Origin of the sequence: Streptomyces sp. NPDC006879 (assembly GCF_042869595.1) — a bacterium.
Taxonomy (GTDB): Bacteria; Actinomycetota; Actinomycetes; order Streptomycetales; family Streptomycetaceae; genus Streptomyces.
On record NZ_JBIAGC010000064.1, the window covers coordinates 1 to 20,671 of the forward strand.

The 20,671-nt window shown below is 68.7% G+C and carries 20 protein-coding genes; 9 read left to right on the forward strand and 11 right to left on the reverse strand.

Annotated features, from left to right (window positions below):
- Positions 1-463: 463 nt before the first annotated feature.
- The gene (locus ACFYMC_RS28185) at positions 464-934 is read right to left on the reverse strand and encodes a hypothetical protein (protein WP_388530470.1); all 471 of its coding nucleotides are present in this window, start codon (positions 932-934) and stop codon (positions 464-466) included.
- Positions 935-1,538: 604 nt separating this feature from the next.
- Between ACFYMC_RS28185 and ACFYMC_RS28190 the strand changes: the two genes are divergently transcribed.
- Complete coding sequence (locus ACFYMC_RS28190; protein ID WP_388530473.1) at positions 1,539-2,600, forward strand: glycosyltransferase family 2 protein; 1,062 nt, start codon at positions 1,539-1,541, stop codon at positions 2,598-2,600.
- 576 nt (positions 2,601-3,176) lie between these two features.
- A complete protein-coding gene (locus ACFYMC_RS28195; protein ID WP_388530476.1) occupies positions 3,177-4,136 on the forward strand; it encodes a D-2-hydroxyacid dehydrogenase family protein in 960 nt (319 codons plus the stop codon).
- Between the two features lie 92 nt (positions 4,137-4,228).
- Here ACFYMC_RS28195 and ACFYMC_RS28200 read toward each other — a convergent pair whose 3' ends face one another.
- Genes ACFYMC_RS28200 through ACFYMC_RS28210 form a run of 3 tightly spaced genes read right to left on the reverse strand, consistent with a single transcriptional unit; the run spans position 4,229 to position 6,791 of the window.
- A complete protein-coding gene (locus ACFYMC_RS28200) occupies positions 4,229-4,996 on the reverse strand; it encodes an FAD:protein FMN transferase (RefSeq protein ID WP_388530479.1) in 768 nt (255 codons plus the stop codon).
- Positions 4,989-5,429 carry an FMN-binding protein gene (locus ACFYMC_RS28205; protein ID WP_388530482.1) on the reverse strand — a complete coding sequence of 147 codons (441 nt, stop codon included), beginning with the start codon at positions 5,427-5,429 and terminating at the stop codon, positions 4,989-4,991. Before ACFYMC_RS28205 ends, ACFYMC_RS28200 begins: the two co-directional genes overlap by 8 nt.
- Before the next feature lie 9 nt (positions 5,430-5,438).
- Positions 5,439-6,791: a ferric reductase-like transmembrane domain-containing protein gene (locus ACFYMC_RS28210; protein WP_388530523.1), complete on the reverse strand. Its 1,353-nt coding sequence runs from the start codon at positions 6,789-6,791 to the stop codon at positions 5,439-5,441.
- Between the two features lie 178 nt (positions 6,792-6,969).
- Between ACFYMC_RS28210 and ACFYMC_RS28215 the strand changes: the two genes are divergently transcribed.
- Both ACFYMC_RS28215 and ACFYMC_RS28220 read left to right on the forward strand, forming a co-directional pair.
- Complete coding sequence (locus ACFYMC_RS28215) at positions 6,970-7,704, forward strand: response regulator transcription factor (RefSeq protein WP_388530485.1); 735 nt, start codon at positions 6,970-6,972, stop codon at positions 7,702-7,704.
- Positions 7,701-9,122, forward strand: a complete 1,422-nt coding sequence (locus ACFYMC_RS28220; RefSeq protein ID WP_388530488.1) for an ATP-binding protein — start codon at positions 7,701-7,703, stop codon at positions 9,120-9,122. The genes ACFYMC_RS28215 and ACFYMC_RS28220 overlap by 4 nt, the downstream gene beginning before the upstream one ends.
- A 33-nt stretch (positions 9,123-9,155) precedes the next feature.
- Here the strand turns inward: ACFYMC_RS28220 and ACFYMC_RS28225 are convergent, their stop codons facing one another.
- Positions 9,156-9,617, reverse strand: a complete 462-nt coding sequence (locus ACFYMC_RS28225) for a MarR family winged helix-turn-helix transcriptional regulator (RefSeq protein WP_388530491.1) — start codon at positions 9,615-9,617, stop codon at positions 9,156-9,158.
- A 94-nt stretch (positions 9,618-9,711) separates the two neighbouring features.
- Here ACFYMC_RS28225 and ACFYMC_RS28230 point away from each other — a divergent pair, with 94 nt between their 5' ends.
- Both ACFYMC_RS28230 and ACFYMC_RS28235 read left to right on the forward strand, forming a co-directional pair.
- Entirely contained in the window at positions 9,712-10,560 is an 849-nt protein-coding gene (locus tag ACFYMC_RS28230) for an SDR family oxidoreductase (protein WP_388530494.1), read from the forward strand.
- Positions 10,561-10,782: 222 nt separating this feature from the next.
- Positions 10,783-11,475 (forward strand): PASTA domain-containing protein, encoded by a 693-nt coding sequence (locus tag ACFYMC_RS28235; protein WP_388530497.1) that lies wholly within the window; start codon positions 10,783-10,785, stop codon positions 11,473-11,475.
- Positions 11,476-11,602: 127 nt separating this feature from the next.
- On the opposite strand, the gene ACFYMC_RS28240 is transcribed toward ACFYMC_RS28235, so the two are convergent.
- From ACFYMC_RS28240 to ACFYMC_RS28260, 5 genes are all read right to left on the reverse strand, one after another.
- Positions 11,603-12,724, reverse strand: coding sequence for a hypothetical protein (locus tag ACFYMC_RS28240; RefSeq protein ID WP_388530500.1), 1,122 nt, complete (start codon positions 12,722-12,724; stop codon positions 11,603-11,605).
- Between the two features lie 463 nt (positions 12,725-13,187).
- On the reverse strand, positions 13,188-14,069 hold the full coding sequence (locus ACFYMC_RS28245; RefSeq protein ID WP_388530502.1) for an alpha/beta fold hydrolase: 882 nt from the start codon (positions 14,067-14,069) through the stop codon (positions 13,188-13,190).
- A gap of 478 nt (positions 14,070-14,547) precedes the next feature.
- Positions 14,548-15,240 (reverse strand): class F sortase, encoded by a 693-nt coding sequence (locus ACFYMC_RS28250; protein WP_388530505.1) that lies wholly within the window; start codon positions 15,238-15,240, stop codon positions 14,548-14,550.
- Entirely contained in the window at positions 15,237-16,055 is an 819-nt protein-coding gene (locus tag ACFYMC_RS28255; RefSeq protein WP_388530508.1) for a hypothetical protein, read from the reverse strand. The genes ACFYMC_RS28250 and ACFYMC_RS28255 overlap by 4 nt, the downstream gene beginning before the upstream one ends.
- Positions 16,056-16,475: 420 nt before the next feature.
- Positions 16,476-17,921, reverse strand: coding sequence for an FAD-dependent oxidoreductase (locus ACFYMC_RS28260; protein WP_388530511.1), 1,446 nt, complete (start codon positions 17,919-17,921; stop codon positions 16,476-16,478).
- Between the two features lie 70 nt (positions 17,922-17,991).
- On the opposite strand from ACFYMC_RS28260, the gene ACFYMC_RS28265 reads away from it, so the two are divergent.
- Positions 17,992-18,660 (forward strand): TetR/AcrR family transcriptional regulator, encoded by a 669-nt coding sequence (locus ACFYMC_RS28265; protein WP_388530514.1) that lies wholly within the window; start codon positions 17,992-17,994, stop codon positions 18,658-18,660.
- Between the two features lie 139 nt (positions 18,661-18,799).
- Complete coding sequence (locus ACFYMC_RS28270) at positions 18,800-19,546, forward strand: GNAT family N-acetyltransferase (RefSeq protein WP_388530517.1); 747 nt, start codon at positions 18,800-18,802, stop codon at positions 19,544-19,546.
- 192 nt (positions 19,547-19,738) lie between these two features.
- Here the strand turns inward: ACFYMC_RS28270 and ACFYMC_RS28275 are convergent, their stop codons facing one another.
- Complete coding sequence (locus ACFYMC_RS28275; RefSeq protein ID WP_388530526.1) at positions 19,739-20,059, reverse strand: hypothetical protein; 321 nt, start codon at positions 20,057-20,059, stop codon at positions 19,739-19,741.
- A 395-nt stretch (positions 20,060-20,454) separates the two neighbouring features.
- On the opposite strand from ACFYMC_RS28275, the gene ACFYMC_RS28280 reads away from it, so the two are divergent.
- The gene (locus tag ACFYMC_RS28280) at positions 20,455-20,580 is read left to right on the forward strand and encodes an alpha/beta fold hydrolase (protein WP_388530520.1); all 126 of its coding nucleotides are present in this window, start codon (positions 20,455-20,457) and stop codon (positions 20,578-20,580) included.
- Positions 20,581-20,671: the final 91 nt, after the last annotated feature.

The window sequence follows — 20,671 nt, forward strand, 5'->3', positions numbered from 1 at the left end:
CCCATGGTCGCGGCGATGTCGTCCATGGTGGTTCGTCGTACCCCGTACCTGGCCAGACAGCTGTAGGTCGCGTCCAGAACCTCCGAAAGCCGGTCCGTGCCCATCGTTTCCGTCATCCCGTCGCCTGCGGTGGAGAGTCCCGGTGTGAACGGGTTCGGTCCGGTGAGATCGGGGGGATCGCCGCCTTCGATGCCGATGACCGCCCCTCGCGGACCCACCGAGTACGGCCGCGGTGGCCGTGGTGAGCGCTGCGATTGTGCCGGGGACCAGAATACCGAAGCGTCGTGGGGAACCGTGATCGGCAGTTGTGGCCCCCGCTACCGCGCCCGCCTTCAGGGCGAACCGGAGGGCACGTACGGCTTCACGGTTCGCCCTGAAGGCCCGCGCGGTGGGGACCCGCCGGCATGGGCGGTCGTATGTGGGCCGGCGGGCCTGGCTTCCCCCAGACCCTTGGTGTCCCGTCCTATTTGATGAGTGCGTTGGCGATCGCGATGGCGAGGCCGATTGCCGCGTCGGCGGCGCCGACGAGCACTGCCGAACCTCGCCGGTAGCCCGACTTGAGTGCGGCCAGCGTGCCCCAGGTGCCGAGAAGGAGGGCGTTCATGATCAGCCCGAACGTCGTGACCGACCCCTGGCTCCATTCGTTGACCCCTGCGATCAGCAGTAGCGCCACGGTGGGCGTGCACGCGACGACCAGGGGCCACTCCTCGGCGAGTGCCCGTCCCAGACGCCGCCAGCGGACCGACGCGCTCCCCGTGTGATGGGTCGACATGTGATGTGCGTACCCGTGCACCAGTCCTGACGCCACTGCCGTGACCAGGATCCAGGCAGCATCGTATTCCGGTGTGAAACGTTCTCCTTCGTTCTGTAGGGCCGCGAGCAGAGCACTCGCCAGGACTGTGCCGTAAATGCCGCCAAACATCCAATTTCGCATGAAACCTAACCATACGTGGCGAGGTCCTGGCTCTGCGGCCAGCAGGAAGGTGCAGCTGTTCGTCAGTGGAAACGGAGGGCTGTCCCGGGGGACTTCCGCCGTCGGAATCAGATTGGTTGCCGGGTGGGGTGGGAGGGAGTCCACGGTCACCGTTCGGCCGCGATGCCCGCCCCGCATCCCGGGTGAGTGGGTGCTGAAGCAGTCGCCCACGCGACCCCTGGGGGATCCCTCGCCGTCCCCGGGGCGTTGGCTCAAAGTCGACGTCTTGGGCATGTGCGCAAGCAATCATCGGAGTTGATGCACCAAAAGTTCCACGGGGTTTACCCGTCCGTATGCCGGTACCGCCGGCCGCCAGCACCATCGGCCATGTGATCATGAGTGCTGCCAGGTGAACCAGGTACACAGCGTCGTGTGCTGGACTTTTCGATCCATGCCCGACTGGAGACCCCTCATGGCTGAGACAGGGACCGCCCTGCTCACTTCCCGGACGCCCGCCCCCGCTGGCGCGTCTGCTGCCGCGGAAACACCCCAATTCACCACTGCCCATGCGTTGTCGGCACCGTTGCTGAACGCACATCGCGAAGCGGTCCATGACACTGTCGTCGTGATCCCCGCCCGCAACGAGGAAGCCGAGATACGGACCTCTCTGGAGTCCGTGGCCGCCCAGAGTCACCGCCCCGACCTGATCGTGGTCGTCGTCAACAACTCCACCGACGACACCGAGCGCATCGCACGTGAATTCGCGGCCCAACCCGGAGTGCCCCGCACTCAAGTGGAGTGCCTGCCGGACAACCCGCACAAGAAGGCCGGAGCGCTCAACCACGGCTTCGCCCAGCTTGCGGCGGGCTCCGGTGGGCTTGCCCGGGCCGCCCGATACGTCCTCGTAATGGATGCGGACACCACCTTGCACCCCGAGTTCATCGCACGTGCCAAGCTGGTGATGGACTCGGACCCGCGACTCGGTGGAGTGAGCGCCACGTGCTACGGCAGACGCGGTCTCTGGCGGACGGCCTGGCAGCGGTATCTGGCCGGCATGCAGATCATCGAGTACGGGCGGTACGCCTATACGCGATCGCGTAGCACCGTGCACACCATGGCTGGCGCTGGATCGTTCTACCGAACGGCCGCGCTCCAGGAGTTGGTCGATGCCCGTGATGAGGTGTTCTGGCAGCACAGCGGCAACCTGGTGGAGGACTACGAGACCACGTTGGCCCTCAAGGAGGCCGGCTGGTCGGTGACTGCCAACCAGTACTGCGTGGCGTACACCGACTTGATGCCCCGGCTACGGGACCTGGTGAAGCAGCGGGAGCGCTGGGTGCGCGGGACCCTGGACATCATGCGTCAACGCGGCTGGACGCCCCATACGAGACTGTCCATCGTCCAGTACGTCCTGGGTCTCCTAGGCTTCTCGTACAGTCTGGGCTGGCTTGGGGTGTGGGTGGCCCAGTCCGTGCAGCAGGGGCAACTGGTCAGCGATCCCCTGTGGTTGGGCCTGCTGCTCGTGTGGTCGGTGTTCTCGGCGCTCAGGGTGGTCCCACTTGGTTGGAAGGCCATGCTGGTCTGTGGCCTCCTGATCCCCGAGTTGGTGTTCCAGCTGATCCGCACCTACTGGATGGGTTCCTCCCTCTGGCGCTCGTACACCTCCCGAACGGCGGCATGGGCATGATGCGAACCCTTTCAGGTCTGGGCCCCCTCGGGCTGCTCCTCGTGGGCATCAGTGTGTCCATCCTGCTGTTCAGCGTGGGGTGTTACCTGGCCTCATTTCCCCGCCGGCGCCGAGACGCCCGGGTCGTGAACGAAAGCGTGACGCGGCGCCCACCAGCCGCCCCGGCAGGCCAGCAGGCGTAGGTCCGTTTCCTGACCGTCCCCTTCCTTTTCCTTGGGATCGGCCAGCAAGTCGGCCCGGGTCGGTGGGCTATTCGACCCGGGCCGTCCTCTTCAGAGGCGCGGTGCGGCCCCGTGTGCGTTGGCGAGACTGTCCGTCCGTACCCCAAGACCGCACTGCTGGAGCCGGGCGGCGCACCGCTCGACGGCGTGGTGTCGCCCGAATGCTTCGGCGTCGAACGCGGGCGTACTCCTCGGCCCGCCGACTCCCTTCCACGGCCGGCGACGGCTCAACGGGATGATCTAGTCTGCAGGCTGCCAGCCGTGCTCCCGACGAGCACACCGGGGGTAGGTACACCGTTCCTTCGGCCCGTGATGCACGGGGCAAGTGATAGAACCGCCCATGGGGGAAGCTGATATGACACTCCGCTGCGCCGTGCTCGACGACTACCAGTGCGTTGCCCTCTCCGTCGCAGACTGGTCCAGCCTCAAGGACGAGGTGGAGGTCGTCACCTTCCACGAGCACCTTGCCACCGAAGAAGAGCGTGCCTTGGCGCTGGCCGACTTCGACATCGTGGTCACCCTCCGGGAACGGGTTGCCTTCCCCGCCAGCCTGCTCGCCCGACTGCCCAGGCTGAGGTTGCTCGTCGCCTCCGGGATGCGCAATTCCGTCATCGACTTCGATGCCGCGAAACGCCAGGGCATCGCGGTATGCGGCACCACGAGTTCTTCCACCGCGCCAGTGGAGTTGACCTGGGCGCTACTTCTGGGCCTCGCAAGGGGGATCGTGCCCGAGTCCCAAGCGCTCCGCGGCGGAGGACGCTGGCAGACCGGCCTCGGTGCCGATCTGTACGGACGCCGTCTTGGCCTCCTCGGTCTCGGAAAGATCGGGAGCAGGGTGGCCCAGGTGGGCCTGGCCTTCGGCATGGAGGTCCTGGCGTGGAGTCAGAACCTGACCCAGGCGCGAGCCGAAGAGGTCGGTGTGGGCCGTGCCGCATCCAAGGAAGAGCTCCTGGGATGCTGCGACTTCGTCTCCATCCACCTCGCGCTCGGCGACCGTACCCGAGGCCTGGTGGGCGCCGACGAGTTCACGCTGATGCGCTCCTCCAGCTATCTGGTCAACACTTCCCGGGCAGCCATCGTCGACCAGGGCGCGCTCCTACACGCCCTGCACACGGGTGCGATCGCCGGAGCGGCTGTCGACGTCTTCGATATCGAGCCGCTCCCGGCCGGCCATCCGATGCGCACGGCGCCACGGCTTCTGGCCACGCCCCACCTGGGCTACGTCTCACGTGCCAACTACGAGAGCTACTACGGCCAGGCCGTCGAGAACATCGTGGCCTTCCTGGCCGGAAGTCCCCTGCGCCGTCTGGGTTGACCCGTCGCGTGATGGACACGGTCGCTCCGTCCTGCGGTGGTGGAACACACCGACCCGGCACGGCTGAGGTGGCCGCGGCGCGGGCGGCCACCTCAGGTTCCGTGCTGGCTGAACCCCGTCGTCCGCCACGTACTGCCGTCCGGCAGGACGGCGAGCGCCTCGTACCCGTCCAGCGTCTCCAGCCAGTCTCGCGCGCCCGGTCCCCTGGCGAAGGCAGCGGTGGCGAAAGCATCGGTCAGGGTCAGCCGGGGTCCGATGAGGGTGAGGGAGACGAGCCCGGTCGCGGGCGCGCCACCGTGCGGGTCGATGATGTGGGACCCGCGTTCGGTGATCCCGGAGGTGGCGACGGCAAGGTCGTGCCGGGTGGTGATGACGGTGGCCAGTGCGCCGGGTCGCAGCGGATCAGCGATGCCGACCCGCCAGGGCACGCCGGGTGCGGCCGATCCACGGATCTGGAGGTCACCCCCACCGTTGACGCAGGTGTGCTGTGCGCCTGCCTCGTAGAGCAACTGGGAAGCCGCCTCGGTGGCCCATCCCTTGACCAGCCCCGAGGGATCGAGGACCTCGCCGGGAACGATGCTGAACCAACCCTCGCTGAGGTGCGTGACCTGGGCGCACAGGGACAGCACCTCGTCCACCTCAGGCGGGCAGTCGGCGAGGCGTATCTCACCCCGGTCGAGCCGGCTGATGTGGCTGTCCGACCGGTACGTGGAGAAGACGGCGTCCACGTCGTGCAGGCGACGTACTGCCGCACGCAGCGCATCACGGATCGCGGAGGTCGGCTTGTCCCGGATGTCGAAGGAGAAGACCGTCCCCATCACGTGTTCCACGTGCCTAAGCCCTTGCCCGACGTCAGACATGGGCCTGGTCCAGTGCACTCTGCAGGGACTGTACGTAGCCCTGGCTGGTGTAGCTGGCCCCTGATACGGCATCGATCTGTGCACTTTGGGCTCCGATCGCCTTCCGGGTCAGTTGGGGCAGCGCGTAGGAGGAGATCTGCCGGTCCCGGCCGTTTCGGTCCGGGGCCTGCAGCACCCGCACGCTGGTGATCCTTGCCTGGGAGATGGTGACGGCCACCTGCACCGTCCCGTACTTGGTGTCCACGGGGTCCCCGGTGAACGTCCCGTTCCGAGGTGTTGTGCCCCCTGAGGAGCCCGTCGTGGCCTGGCTGGATGACGAGTTGGAAGGGCGCGGGGCAGAGTTGGCAAGGGTGAGCGGCTGGTGCGGTTTGAGGGAGAGAAGGGCCACGACCAGCATGCTGATCCCGGTAGTGGCGAGGACGGCTCTACGCATGGGGGCTCCTCAGAAGGTGTAGGACTCGTGGTGGACCCGGCGCCGGGGGACACCCGCTCGGCGCAGCGCACGATGGGCCGCCTGCGTCATTCCGGGCGGGCCGCAGAGGTAGACGTCGTGTCCGGCCAGATCGGGTATCAGGTTGCTGAGGCATTCCGCGGTGAACAGCGTGGATGGTGCGCCCGCTTGGTCCACGACATAGTGGACGGTGGCATGCCGGCGGGCTGCGATGGCGTCGATCTCGGCCCGCAGCGCCAGGTCCTCCACGCCATGGGCCCGGTAGACCAAGGTCACCTGGCCGGGCAGCGTCTCGAAAAGCGCCCGGAGCGGGGTGATACCGACGCCGCCGGCCACCAGCAGGACCTTCGTACGGGTACGTCGCCGTGCGGTGAACCCGCCGTACGGACCCTCCGCCCAGACTGGGGTGCCAGGGGTGAGGCCGGCCAGGGCGGCGCTGTGGCTGCCGGCCGCCTTCACCGTGATGCGCAGATGGTCGGGGCGGGCGGGCGCGGAGAGCGAGTAGGGGTTCGCCGTCCACCACAGTTCACGAGTAAGGAAGCGCCAACGCAGGAACTGACCTGGTTCACCCCCCAGTTCCTCCAGGTGCCGCCCGGTGAAGTGGACGGACACCACGCCCGGAGCCTCCGGGTGCACCGCGGTCACCCGCAGACGGTGGCGCAGGCCTCGGCGAACGGGGAGGGCGAAGCGGAACCACACGACCAGCGCCGCCACCCCCAGGTACAGCGCGTACCAGCCCACCTGGGCGGGGAGGTTGCCCGCGAAGGTGGCGCCGTTCGACAACTGGTGGCCGAACGCGAGGAACACGGCCGCATACGTTGCGAAGTGCAGGTACTGCCAGGTCTCGTAGCTCACTCTGCGCCGTGCCGCACGCGCCGAGAGGACTCCGGTGGCGAGGAACAGTGCGAATCCGGCAGTGCCCGCGAGGAGGTCCGGATAGTCCAGTACCAAGGTGGCGCTCTGGCGTACCACGTCCGTGTGGGCGCTCAGTGAATAGCCCCAGATGATCAGCAAGGTGTGGGCGAGGACCAGGGAGACGGTGCACCGCCCGCCGAACGCGTGCCAGCGCGCCAGGCGGTCCGTGCCGACAGTGTGGTCCAACGGCGGTACTCGGGCCATCAGGCCGACCAGGACCGCGCTGGCGTAGCCGGCCAGCAGTCCCGTGATGCGTCCGGCTTCCGTGAGCCAGTCCGCGAGCCCGACCACGGCGAGGGTGTCCGCCCACCACATCGCCAGCATCCCGGCGACACCTGCCCAGATGACCAGGAGCACCAGGAACGGCACGACGGCACCGTGTCGTCGTCGATGCCGTCTGCGGCTCGCGTAGGGCGTGGGCGAGACCATGGTGGACATGTGTGTTCCTCCGGGAACAGGGGCGCTCTGACGGGATCAGCCTCACCGTCGAACCTTTGCGTACCTTCTGAAAACCCCGCCGTCCGAGGCCACCGGGCGCCTATTCAGAGGAAACTCACAGCTACCCGGCAGCGTGCGCCGGGCCACCCCGGGAGATCCTGAAGGGACCATGGACGAACTGCGCACCCCACCGCTTCTGCACCGGCCCGACGGAGAACCCGTACGGGTCCTGGTGGTCGACGACGAACCCGATGTCACCGATGTCCTGGCCGCGGCACTGACCGGTGAGGGCTGGCAGGTCCGTACCGCCTCGGACGGGCGGACGGCCTTGGACACCGCCGGGGTGTTCCGACCCGACGCGGTCGTCCTCGACTGGATGCTGCCCGACCTCGACGGCCTGCAGATCCTGCGTGCGCTGCGCCACGAGTCACCCAGCGTGTGCGTGTTGTTCCTGACCGCCCGGGACGCGGTCGAAGACCGCATCGTCGGGATCACTGCCGGCGGTGACGACTACGTGACCAAGCCGTACAGCCTCGAAGAGGTCCTGGCCCGGCTGCGCGGTCTGCTCCGGCGGGCCGGCATGACGGCCCAGTCGGGAACGAACTGGCTGACGGTCGGTGACCTCCAGATGGACGAAGAGGCCAGGGAGGTCAGGCGCGGCGGCAGCACCATCGACCTGTCCCGCACCGAGTTCGAACTTCTGCGGTTCCTGATGCGCAACCCCCGCCGGGTATTGTCCAAGGGACAGATCCTCGACCGCGTCTGGGCCTACGACTTCGGTGGCCGCGCCCATATCGTGGAGCTCTACATCAGCTACCTTCGCAAGAAGATCGACCATGGACGCACCCCCATGATCCACACGGTGCGGGGCGTCGGGTACGTCCTCAAGCCGGAGTCCTCGTGAAGCGCCCGTGGCCGCGCACCCTGCGGGGCCAGCTCACCGCCGGGCTCGTCGGGTTGCTCGCCCTGGCATGCCTCGCCGTGGGCATCACCACGGTGGTCGCCTTGCACGCCTTCTTGATGGGTCGTCTGGACGAGCAGCTCACCGCCTCGGGCGGACGGTTCGCCGCCAGCCTGGAACATCGGGGCACGCCGGAGGAAGACAGCTCCGACACGCGCGGACAGGCGGAATCCACCCTCGGTGCGCGCATCGTGAACGGGAGTGTCACCGAAGCCGCCGTCGTGGACGACGCCACTGACCACCCCCTTGATCTGACCGCGGACGACCGCCATGCTCTGGCAGCCGTCCCGGTCGACGGACGAGGCCACACACTCGAACTCTCCGAGCTGGGCTCCTACCGGGTCATCGCCGTATCCGGCGAGGACAGCGACACCCTGGTCACCGGGCTGCCCCTGCACGCCGTGGAGGAGACCCTTGAGCGCCTCATGGCCGTGGAGACCGTGGTGTTCACGGCGGCACTGGTGGCCACCGGGGTTGCTGGTGTCCTGTGGGTGCGGATCTCCCTGCGCCCCCTCCAGCGTGTCACCGCGCAGGCCGCCCGGGTGGCCGCACTGCCGTTGGCCAGTGGAGAGGTGGCCATGCCCGGACCCCTACCCGACACCGACCCTCGAACCGAGGTGGGGCAGGTGGGCACCGCTTTGAACCACATGCTCGGCCATGTGGAACATGCCCTGACCCAGCGGCATGCGAGCGAAGAACGCCTGCGGCACTTCGCCGCCGACGCCAGCCACGAACTGCGCACGCCGGTAGCCAACATCAGAGGTCACGCGGAACTCGCCCTGCGCAACCGGGCTCCCGTCCCGGACGAGGTCCGGCACGCCCTGCAGCGCATCGACGCCGAATCGCAGCGCATGAGCCGTCTCGTCGACGACCTGCTGCTCCTTGCCCGCCTCGACGCCGGACGCCCCCTCGAACGTGAACCCGTCGACCTGACCCGGCTGATCCTGGACAGCGCGGACGACGCCCGCGCTGCGGGACCCGACCATCGATTCCTGCTCGATCTGCCGGAAGAACCCGTCACGGTGGTGGGGGACTCCCACCGCCTCCAGCAGGCGATCGGCAACCTCCTGGCCAACGCGCGGACCCACACCCCGCCCGGTAGCGAGGTGACCGTCACCCTGTCCACCCTCCCCACACACGCGAGCGTGACCGTGAGCGACAACGGGCCCGGGATTCCGGAGGAACTGCTGGGGGAGGTCTTCGGGCGATTCGTGCGGGGGGATCACGCGCGCTCGCGTACCACCGGCAGTACCGGCTTGGGCCTGGCCATCGTCCACGCGGTCGTCACCGCCCACGGGGGAACTATCAGTGTGACCAGCAGCCCGGGAAGCACCTCCTTCCGGTTGACGCTGCCCTGCTGACCCCCCGCGTGCCGTGTTCGACCAGCGGGCTCTTCAGGCCCCCTTGTTCGCCTTGAGCTTGTGCCATACGGTGCCGAGCGCTTGCAGGTCCTCCTCGTTGAGGAGGTCCGTGAAGACGGGGGCGAGGCACTCGCGGCGCGTGGCGTCGGCGGCTCGGAAGAGTCGGTGGCCCTCGGGCGTGAGGGCGACCTCCACAGAGCGGGCGTCGCGGGCCGAGGGGGTACGGGTGACGAGGCCACGGCCCTGGAGGGCATCGACGACTCGCGATACCTGGCTACGGCTGAGCATGGTGCTGTTGCCCAGGACCGAGGCGGGGACGGGGTCCGGGCTGGACGCGAGCCAGAGCAGAACCTCAAACCATGAGACCGGCAGGTCGTGCGCCTTGCTCAGCGCCCGGTCCACTCGGTCAGTCAGCACGGTCCCAGCCCAGACCAGACCGTAGAAGGCGTAGTCGGCTGTGGGCATCTGCGCCTGTTCGAGTTTCTTCTTCGGCATGTCATCAGCTTAGCTTGCGTGTACACGCACGTAAGTAGGTTATGGTGTGTGTACACGCACTTAATTCGCCCAACGAAACCGGAAGGCTCCCCCCATGTCCTCCTCGAACAGCAAGGTCGTCCTCATCACCGGAACCTCCTCCGGCATCGGCCTGGCCACAGCCGTCTCCGCCGCCCGCGCCGGCTGGAAGACGGTGGCCACCCTGCGCGACCCGAGCCGATCCGAGGCCCTGCGCAAGGCCGCCGACGAAGCGGGCGTGGAGCTCGATATCCGCCGGCTCGATGTCACCGACGAAAGCTCGATCGTCTCCACGGTCGAAGGCGTGCTCGCCGATCACGGGCAGCTGGACGCGGTCATCAACAACGCCGGCGCGGGCCACCTCGGTACCATGGAGAACGAGTCCGTGGCCGAGGTGCGCAAGGTCATGGAGGTCAACTTCTTCGGCGTCGTGCAGGTCTCCAAGGTCGCCATGGCCCACCTGCGCGCCTCCCGAGGTCGACTGATCACCATCACCAGCGTCGGTGGTGTGGTCGGCCAGCCCTTCAACGAGGCGTACTGCGCGGCGAAGTTCGCCGCGGAGGGCTACATGGAGAGCCTGGCGCCGGTGGCAGCGGCGCACGGTGTGTCCGTCTGCGTGGTCGAGCCCGGCGCCGTAGCCACCGAGTTCGTCACCAACGTCGGCGTCGATCCGCAGCGGGCCGTCGCCGAAGCCGGTTCCTACGGACCGCAGCTGAGCGCCTATCTCAACCGCACCATCGCGCAGTTCTCCGACGGAGCTCAGAGCGCCGAGGGGGTCGCCGACTCGGTGATCGAGGCGCTCACCGCTCCTGAGCCCGCCTTCCGGATCCAGACCTCCGACTGGGCGCGCGGCTTCGTGGCCACCAAGCTCAGCGACCTCGACGGCTCCGCGGTCCTCGGCCTCACCAACGGTTGGGTCGTCTGAACTGCTCCCGCTCTGAGGGGGAGCGGCTTCCAGCGCCGCCGCTCCCCGGAACGGGGCCCGGAAAGCACCTCGCACCGGGTCTTGCGGGCGCGGTGGTGCTGAGCGTAAGACGGAGCATCCGATGTCGCTGGCGGTGCCGAAGCCTCCGGTCCCGCGGCGGCGTTCCCGATCGGCACCCCTGCGGCTTCTCGCTCGCACCCGAAGGAACGGAGCACCCCGCCCGTGCACGCCTTTCGCGTACTCGCACCCGCTGCCGCCCTCGGAGCGCTCCTGCTGACCGGTTGTGAGGGCGGTACCGCCTCCGACACGAGCACCCGACGTGCTCCTTCGACCCCCACCACGGCGCCGACCTCCGTGGTGGTGCCGACAGTTGAGGGCGAGGCCTACGGCGCCATCCGTGACCGGCTCACCGAGGCGGGGCTACCCGCCGCACGTGTGCGGGTCATGGCTCGGCACAAGGACGTGGCCTTGCCCAAGGATCACGCCGACTGGCGTGTGTGCGAGGTCAGCCCCGCCTCTGGGGTCCGAGTCGCCGCGGGCGCCACGGTCGTCCTGAAGCTGGCCGAAACTGCCTGGGATTGCGCGATCAGCCATCACGGCTACCTTCACCAGAAGAACGACCCCGCCTACCGACCGCCTACCCGGAGCGCCCCGAAACCGAGGCCGACGACCACCCCGTCCCCGGTCAAGACCCGCACCCCGACCCCTGTCCGCACCACGGCCCGGCCCGCCCAAAACTCCAAGACCACCTGCCCGGACGGCAAACTCGGCTACGCCTGCACCTCCAACGGGCACCCCGTGGTCGACGGCCAGTTCTGCCCCAAGGTGGATCGGGGTCGCACCCTGAAGGCCACCAACGGCACCATGGTCACCTGCTCCCGTGACCCGAGGGTCAAGCCGTACCGCTGGCAGTAGCAGAGGGGTATGCCCGCCCGGCCCGCCAGGAGGGTGGATGCGGTGAGCGACGGTGCCACTGGCGTGGCTCCGTCGCTCGTCCGGTTTCGTCTTGCGGGCAGGGGCGATGTGGAAGGTGTCGAGGGCCTCAGTTACGGCAGCCCGCCACGGTATTCAGTGGCGAACAGTTGTTCGGGGTGTTGTTGGTGAAGCTGCTCCCGAGTGCGGTGACCGGTCCGGAAGTCCGGTAGACGCCACCGCCGTCGCTGGCGGAGTTGCCCCTGACGGTGACGCCGATGAGGGTGGCGGAGTCCGCGCTGCTGTGGTTGAGGCCGCCGCCGGGCCCTGCGGCGACGTTGTCACGCAGCGACCCGCCGGTCATCTTGAGTGCTGCTGAGTTGAAGATGCCTCCCCCGCCGTTCCCGCCGGTTGCCTCGTTGCGGGCGACGGTCACGTCCGTCAGCGTGACCTGGGCGGCGGACACCCCGATGGCGAATCCGCCGCCGGTGTTAGCCGTGTTGTCGGTAATCGAGCCTCCGCGGGCTGTGACCGTGTTGTTTGCTGCACCGACGCCGATCCCGCCTCCCAGCGCCGCCGAACTGTTGTTCTTGATCGTGGTCGAGCGCATGACGATCTCGTTGCCGGGGGCAGCGGTGCCGACCCCACCGAAAAGCCCCGTTGCACTGTTGTCCTGCACGGTGCTGGAGTTGATGACCATCTTGCTGCCGGGTCCGGTGAGCAGCACACCGCCACCGAGAGAGCCGGAGTTGTTCTGCACCGTGCTGGAGTTGAGGGTGAGGAGGGGGCCCGCGGTCGCCAGGCCACCGCCGAGGTTGGAGGAACTATCGCGCACGCTACTGGCGTTGAGAGTCAGCGTGCCGTTGTTCAGGATGCCGCCCCCGGCGTTTGAGTTGATCTTGCCGTTGGCCAGGGTGATGCTGTTCAGAGTCAGGGTGGCGCCGGTCTCGACCTTCATGACACGGAACTCGGTCGCCGCACCGGCGTCGCGAGCGATGGTCGACCGGGACCCGGCGATCCTGATGTCCCCTGTCACCGGTGTGAGCCCGGTGTCCCCGGCGAAGGCGCTGTCTAGGGTGTAGGTGCAGCCCGGCGCCAGAGCGATGGTGAAGGTGCTCGTGGCGGCGTTGCCCTGCACGATGGCCGCATCCAGTGCCGAGACGTTTCCGCAGGGGACGTACGTGGCTGCCTGGGCAGGTGTCGCCAAGGCGACGGGCAGGGCGAGGACGCCCGTACAAGCCAGTATCGCCACACAACTGTGCAGTGTTCGGCGTTTGGGATCTGGCCTGGAGCCTGCCCCGCACGGAGCGGCGGACGAGCTCGACGGCATGGGTGTGGACACTACGGCTCCTGGATGACCGGGCTGCCCCTCTGGCGGGTCATCGCCTGGTGCGTGACCCGAAGGACAGCAGACGTACATCCGGCGGGATAACCGGTGCGAAGGTCCGCGTAACGCTGCGACACGTCGCATTCACCCCGATGCGTGGAAAGCGCCCTCCAACGGCGCACAACGGCGACCGCGCCATAACCGCGGGCGAGGCATGTCACGGGTGGGTGTGGGGCGAGGGCGCGGCCCACTGCGCAACTCCAAGGCGCGACGAGGCGCCCGTGCGCAGGGACATGTCCTGGCAGGGTGCCGCTTGGAGCAGGAGCAGGAGCAGGAGCAGGAGCAGGAGCAGGAGCAGGAGCAGGAGCAGGAGCAGGGCTCGTGGCGCTCAGCTCGTGTGCGCCGTCACGGCGTCGATGATCGTTGGCCAGAGCTCCCGGGGGCGGTCGTGGCCCATGTCGGGAACCAGCATGAGTTCCGCCCCGGGCACCAGCTCTGCGGTCCGCTCCCCGCCGCTGGGGTCGATCAAGGTGTCGTCGAGGCCGTGGATCACCAGGGTCGGCACCCGAAGCTCGCGTAGGGCCGCGGCGCGTGAGCCGTCGAGGATCATTGCCGCGAGTTGCCGGCTGACTCCGGCCGGGTAGTAGGCGCGGTCGTAGCTGGCTGCTGCCAGCTCACGCAGGGCCGCAGGGCTGCCGTACCGCTTGGAAGCCCACACCAGTTCCCGGTCCGCTGCTGCGATGTACCCCTCGCGATCAGACGGTTTCGGGCTGAAGAGCACTGCCTGGGCCTCGGCGCTGGACCGGCCGTACTCGGGCTCGCCGGTCGAGGACATCATCGAGGTGAGGGTCAGTACGCGGGCGGACCGGCTCAGGGCCATCGTCTGGGCGATCATGCCACCCATCGAGGACCCGACCACGTGGGCACGCTCGATTCCGAGGGCGGTGAGCAGCGCGAGCCCGTCGTCAGCCATGTCCTTGAGTGTGTACGGAGCCATAGCGAGGGCGGAAGCGGAGTCACCGCAGCGCACGGCGTCTATGAAACGGTCCAACTCGACGGGGTGGGCATCGAACTTGGTGGACAGCCCGCAGTCGCGGTTGTCGTAGCGGATCACGTACCGGCCGCGTTGCGCCAGCGACCGGCAGAAGTCCTCGTGCCAGCCGATCATCTGAGCGCTGAAGCCCATCACCAGAAGGACGGCCGCATCGCGGGGATCGCCGAAGGTCTCGTAGGAGATGGACACTTCTGGGGAGGTCTGGACGGTTGGCATGCAGGGAGCCTGCCACCCATGTCCGTCGTGCGCATCCGCTTTTCCGCTGCGCCTGCCCCGTCGCCTTCCCGGGGATCCCTTGCCCCGACGCGGCCCCACGGGGGCGGCGGGACCGCAACCGTCCGCGGTGGGGCTTGGACAGGTACGGCGACGGAGGGTCCGACGCTCCACCAGCCGCACGGAGGGGCGCACTCTCTGAGTGAAGCCGGCTGTCGCCGGAGCAGGTCCTCCGGCCGGGTCTGGCTCCGCCCGTGTACTCGCACGGGCCGTGCCGCCTGCTGTGGCGCTGGAGTGCAGCGCAGCAGCAGGCGGCATACGGCGTCGCCACCCACCCCTTGCTGTACGAGGGGGACCCCGGGACCGCTCCGGGCCCCGGGTCGGCGCACGAAGGCAGCCGCGTCCTGTGGGACGGCGGGGTAATCCGGCACCCGACTACGAGGGCACGCGTGCAGCCTGCCGGGTCGACGGTGCCATGCAGCTACCCTGCGCTCGTCATCCGGGCGAACACCACCACGTTGTTGGGGTAGTAGTGCCGATCCGCATCGAAGTCACCGCCGCATGTGACCAGTCGCAGGCCCGGGTAGTCGAGGTTCTTGTACACCTCAAGTGTCGGGAACGCGGCCTTCGGGTACTCGGCGACGCGGTCCACGGCGAACGTGGCGGTCTTCCCGTCCTTGCGGGCGACTTCGATGGTGTCACCGGTCTTCATGGTCTTGAGCTTCTCGAAGACCGCCGCCGCGCCGTTCCAGGTGACGTGGCCGGCGATGACCGCCGGCCCAAGGGAGCCGGGCGTGGGCCCCGGCTCGTACCAGCCCGCCAGATCGGGATCCTTCGGGGTCTCCATCGCCCCGTCTTTCCGCTGCCTCAGTGTCTCCAGCGCGCTGGAGACACTGAGCGAGGGGATGGTGACCCGAACAGGTGCCGACCGGGCCAGGCCGCCGTCGGGCGTGCCCGGCGCGGAACCGCTCCCCGAGGTGGAGCCCTCCGACGGGTTCTGTCCCTGTGCCGCGTTCTGCCCCGGGGGCGCCTGGGGAGCCGAGTAGACCGGCTTGTCAGGTGAGGCGCATCCGGTGACCAGGAGGGCCACCGCCGCCGAGGTGGTGGTGAGGGCTCTGGCCGCCCCCCGGCGGAGCGGTGCGTGCCACGAGCCGACGGCGTCTGCTCGGCTCACGCGGCACCGCCGGTGCTCCCGGTGCCCCGCACGGCGCTGGTGGTGGCCGCGGAGCGCCGCCGCATGACGGCTGCTGCGCTGGCCGCCACCACGCACAGGAGGGCCGCGCTGCCGATCGCCCCGGTCGGCAGCGCCGACCCCGGCGCGGGGTCACCCCCCGTTTCGATGCCACCCACCGGAATCGAACCCACCGCGGCACCCATCACCATCCCGCAGTTGGTCGGAGCCGTGGCCTCCTGTGGCAACTTGGGGTCGAGTTCGCTCTTCCCGGCACCCTCGAAGTCGTACTCGTTGTTGTCGTTGCGGTCGATCCCGTGCTGCACGATGTGGAGGTCCTTGATGTGCTCGACCACGTCCTGTGAGACGGTGATCGTGCGGCTGTAGGACAGTTTCCCCGCGGCGTCCGCGACCGGCATGCGGTCCACGGCCAGGCCGCTTCCCGCTCCGGTGTCCCCGGTGACGGTGAGCGAGATGTTGATGTCGCCGTAGTCGACGGTCGCCTCGGTGTTGTTGAGCAGACCGTCGCCGTTGGTGTCGTCACTGGCATCGGGGCAGTGGAAGTCGTGACCGTCGGTGGAGCCGTGGAGGTGCTGGGCGGAAGGCTGACCGGGAACCATGCCTTCGGACTCGATCTGCACCGTCAGCTGGTTGTCCCGGAGACTGAGCATCGCGGTACCCCGTGATCCCGAGTCGTTCAGCTGCTCCAGGTCGATCTGGTACGCCTTGCCCTCCTCCGCGACGGCCTGGGAGGAGAGGCCCGTGGTGAGGACCAGGGCGGCGAGTATCGCGAGGCTGCCGGTGCGCTTGGCTATCACGTTCGTTCCTGTTCCGCGGCCCTCACCGGTTGCACCTTTCGAGGCCCGCAGGTAGTCCGGGTGTGAAGCGACCCCCATGGCCGGGGTCTTGACCGGCTCTTCGGAGCATGGGCGGATCCGGATTGGTCGTTCTTGAAGAAATCTTCGGAGGGTGAAGGGAGTTGCCCTCTGAGCAGCGTTTTGTTCAGCTGTCGGGCCGCGATGCTTGCGGCCCTTTTTTGTACGTCGGTGACAAATTGCCTCGCGGATGGGCGGAGCGGCGCCTTCGCCCCGTCCGGTGAGTAGTGCCGGCACGCGGGCGTGTTTGACGTGGGCAGCGGGCTCGGTGCCAACTCCGCACGTTCGGGCACGGGTGGTGCGGCCGTGCGGTGCCCTGGCGGGCGTCGCGAGCCGCTGCACGCGCCGATCGCGGGTGCGTACTCAACGCACGCCCACGCGTTTCACGTACGGCATGAGCCCCGCCGCCGTTCTGCCCGCCCAGCCGACGTAGCCGTCGGGCCGCACGAGGAAGACCCCGGTGCCGTAAGCGGAGTAGCAGGGGACGCGAAACGTGTGGACGGCATCGGGCAGGGGTGGCAGGACGGCCTCCTCGCCTCCGACACTCAGGAGCGTCCAATGCGGTCCGCGGAACGCGTCGAAGAGGCGCGCGCCGTCGAGTATGCCGTCCGGAGCGCGGTCGCCGGCGCGCAGCGCGTCCTTCGGGAGGTTCTCGCGGGTCTCCGTCGAGAGGGAGCGGCCCCGGTAGTCAAGAGTGAGCTGTTGGGTGGCCGCGCCCCGGCGGACCTCGCCGCGGTGGACCTGGGTGGACAGCCCCAACATGTCGGCGGCGTTGGGAAGCCGCTCCTCCTCGTAGGTGTCGAGGAGGGAGTCGGGGGCCGCGTCCTTCAGCACCGCCCCGAGCTTCCAGCCCAGGTTGTACGCGTCCTGGACGCTGGTGTTCAGTCCCTGGGCGCCGGCGGGGGAGTGGACGTGCGCCGCGTCTCCGGCGAGGAAGACCCGCCCGGCGCGAAAGCGCTGTGCCAGCGCGGCGCGTGGCTGGAAGTCCGATGCCCAGCGCACCTCGGTCACGTTGTCGCGCAAGAGGTGTGAGCGGCGGGAGATGACCTCACTGATGCCGTCGAGCGAGAGGTCGACGTGGGTGCCTTCGGTGAACTGGGCGACCACCTGGAACTCCGCCGTTCCCGCCAGCGGGCAGATGGAGAGGAAGCCGTCCTCGCTGCCGCGTGGTGGGAAGAAGTGCCAGTGCTCGCGGTCGATTCCGGTGATCGAGGCGTCGGCCACCAGCAGGGGCATGGGGTCGACGGTCTGCCCGGCCATCGTGATCCCGAGCAGGCGGCGCACCGTCGAACGGCCGCCGTCGGCGGCGACCACGTACCGGGCGCGCCCACGGGGACCGTTGTTGAACTCCACGGTCACGCCCTGCTCGTCCTGGGTGAGGGCGAGGACCTCCCTTCCGAAGTCGACTCTTCCGCCGATCTCCGCCAGCCGAGCCAGCAGGATCTCCTGGGTGCGCCACTGCGGCACCATCCACGGCTCGGCGTACGGTGAGTCCTCGCTCGCCCGGGCCGGGTCGAACATCTGGTGCTCGCCCGTGGGGATGCCGTCCCGCCAGATCAGTCCCGGCGGGTAGGGGCTGCCGGCCGAGTGGATCGCGTCCAGCACGCCGAGGTCTTCGAACACCTCCCTCGTCCTGGGCTGGATTCCCTTGCCGCGCGATCCGGGGAACAGCCCGAGGGATCGTTCCACGAGGAGCGCGTCCACCCCTCGGCGGGCAAGATCGACGGCGAGGGTCAGCCCGGTTGGTCCGGCTCCGACGATGACTACGTCTGCCACTTGGGTTTCGGCCCGGCCGGTGGGTCCTGACATCACATGAGCTCCTTAACGCGGTTAAGTGCCGGGCTTCGAGAGTGGCCTTAACGGCGTTAAACTGTCAAGCGTGGCTACCCAGAGACCCCCCAAGCTGGACAAGAAGCAGGTTGTCGTGACCGCTCTGCGGCTGCTCAACGAGCTCGGACTCGACGGACTCACTCTCCGAGCCATCGCCAACGAGCTGAACGTCAAGGCGCCGGCCCTGTACTGGCATTTCAAGAACAAACAGGAACTGCTCGACGAGATGGCGACGGAGATGTACTGCCGCATGGTCGAGGGCCTCGCTGACCGTGCCGAAACCACCTGGCAGCAGCGTCTCCTGACGGTCAACCGTGGGCTGCGCACGGCACTCTTGGGCTATCGCGACGGAGCCAAGGTCTTCAGCGGCTCACGGTTCGCCGGCATCCCGCACGCCGCCGAGATGGAACGCACCCTGCACCTGTTCACGCGGGAGGGCTTCACGCTGGCCCAGGCCGTTCGCGCGACCACGACGGCGTTCTTCTACACCCTCGGCTTCGTGACCGAACAGCAGGGCGTCCACCCCCTGCCGGGAGAGCGTCGCGAGGGCTACGACGTCGAAGAACGGGCCCGACTGATGGCCGACTTCCCCCTGTCGGCCGCGGCCGGCACCGAGGTCTTCGAGGACTACGACCAGCACTTCGAGGAAGGCCTCGCCCTGGTGATGGCGGGGATCGAGGCCCGCTACCGGGCCGGCGGTGCCACGTCGGATGGATGACGCGACGCGGACCACGGAAGGCGGAGTGATCGCCAGGAAGCCTCGCCGACCCGGCGAAAATCCCCTTGCCGGTCGGAAGCGGAATCCTCATGATGAACCCGTCGTGAGCGGTGCTCCACCGAGGAACGGAAATCCACGCGTGGCTCAAAGCGGTCCGAGGTGGCAGGTCCTGAGCGATGACGGCGGGCGTCCGGTGGTGACCTGCCGCTGGGGCGTCCGTGAGGGCCGCCCTTGGGCTCGGGTCACGGAGGTGACCGGCCCCGCCGCCGCGGAACTGATTCTTGACGAACTGTCCGGATGGACCGTCACCGCCCCGCTGGAACTGGGCGACCAACTCGTCCGGCGCGGAGCCCGCATGATCCGCCACGCCCATGAGATGAGCCGGGACCTCGCCGCCGCCCCGCCCCCGCCCGCCTGGGACGTGTCCAGCCCGGCCACGGGCCTGCGCCACGTCCACTGCGACCGTGATGCCACCGCGCTGTTCCCGGCCTGGCGCGCCGCGTTTCCTCCCGGGCACATAGACCACTACGAGGTCAGCGACGAGGAAGCTCTGACCACGGAGCTGATACCCCTGCTGTCGGGGCGCGTACTCGGGCCCGTGATGGCCTGCAGCGCCCTGACCGTGGACGAGGCAGACCGGGTCATCGCCGGTGTGATCGTCACCGACCGCGAGGGCCTGCCGTGGGTCGCGGACGTCTTCCGCGACCCGGACGCGGCTTACGTCGGGCTCGGCGCAGCCCTCCTACGCAAGGTGCTGCGGGACGCGGCCGGCCAGGGCCTGGCCCGGATCGCACTGTCGGTCAGCGCCGCGAATCCTGCTCACCGCCTCTACGAGAAGCTCGGCTTCCGCACCACGAGCACCAACTTGACGGTGGACGTGCCCTGAACAACCACGCGGGGATCATGGCGTTCCAGGGGGAGAACTCACCTCGGTTCTTCGCCCGGCACCTCCTCTGACGGGTCAGAGGGCGCTTCGGTGTGCCGGCCGGGACGCTCCTGGCCAGCACCTACGAGCAGCGCGCGGTCAGCGGAGCACCCATCGTGAGCAGCGGGGTGAAGCGAGAGACGGCACGGTGTCCTACGCGGGGCCGGGACCATCGAGGAAGCCAAGCAACACGGCGGCCTCCGCGCGAAGTCGCGCCGCCCGGGCAGCATGAGCGGGCGCGGTCAACTGCGCGGCAACTTCAAGACGCTCGGCGGCCTCGGCGCGCACCACATCCACCACGCCACCCTCGCTCAACTCACGCCGTGCCGCTTCGGTGGCGCCTGCGCCAAGCGGCGCCTGTTCAAGAGCCAGGCCGCGGAGCTCGGCCGCGTCCACGGGTACCGCCTCGGCGTTGTCCAACGCGGCAAGTGTTGCGCGCAGGGCACTCACCGCGGCCTTGTCGCGGGCGCGCATCGCTTCGGGCAGGGCTTGACGCATACGAAGACGCAAAGACATGCCGGTGACCCTATGGCGGCGTTCCCGGACCCACAACGCGATATTCGTGGGGCGCCGGACATGTGCCAACCCAGGCGCCATGCCGCCGACGAGGTCGCACCCCGCGACCGGGGGAGCGGGGCGGGCCCTCGTTGTGTGCTCGGCACTCCCGTTGGTACGTGCCTTTGACCGCCCCGTGGCCAAGCCGTTCTCCGGACATGTCTCGGGCGAGCGTGTCCCGCCCCGTCGTGGCAGCCTTGGGGTGAGGAAGCGCCCGTCTTCGGCCCGTCAGCCTGCTGACTGAACGCCCGAGGGAGCGCCGCGGGTAGGACAGCTGCTCGTGAGCCCCTGTGCAGACCACCGGGAGGCACGTGATGAGGGCCATGCCACTCACCGACGGCCGCACCCTTGCATACGAGGACTACGGTGACCCGGAGGGCCGGCCGGTGGTGTTCACCCATGGATTCGGTGACTCGCGACTCATCCGGCACCCCGACTGAGCTTGCTCCGCTTTGACGGACACCCTCGTTGTGGTGGTCAGACCGCGAGTGTGGTCTCGTAGTCGGCGGGGCTGCGGTAGCCCAGGCTGCT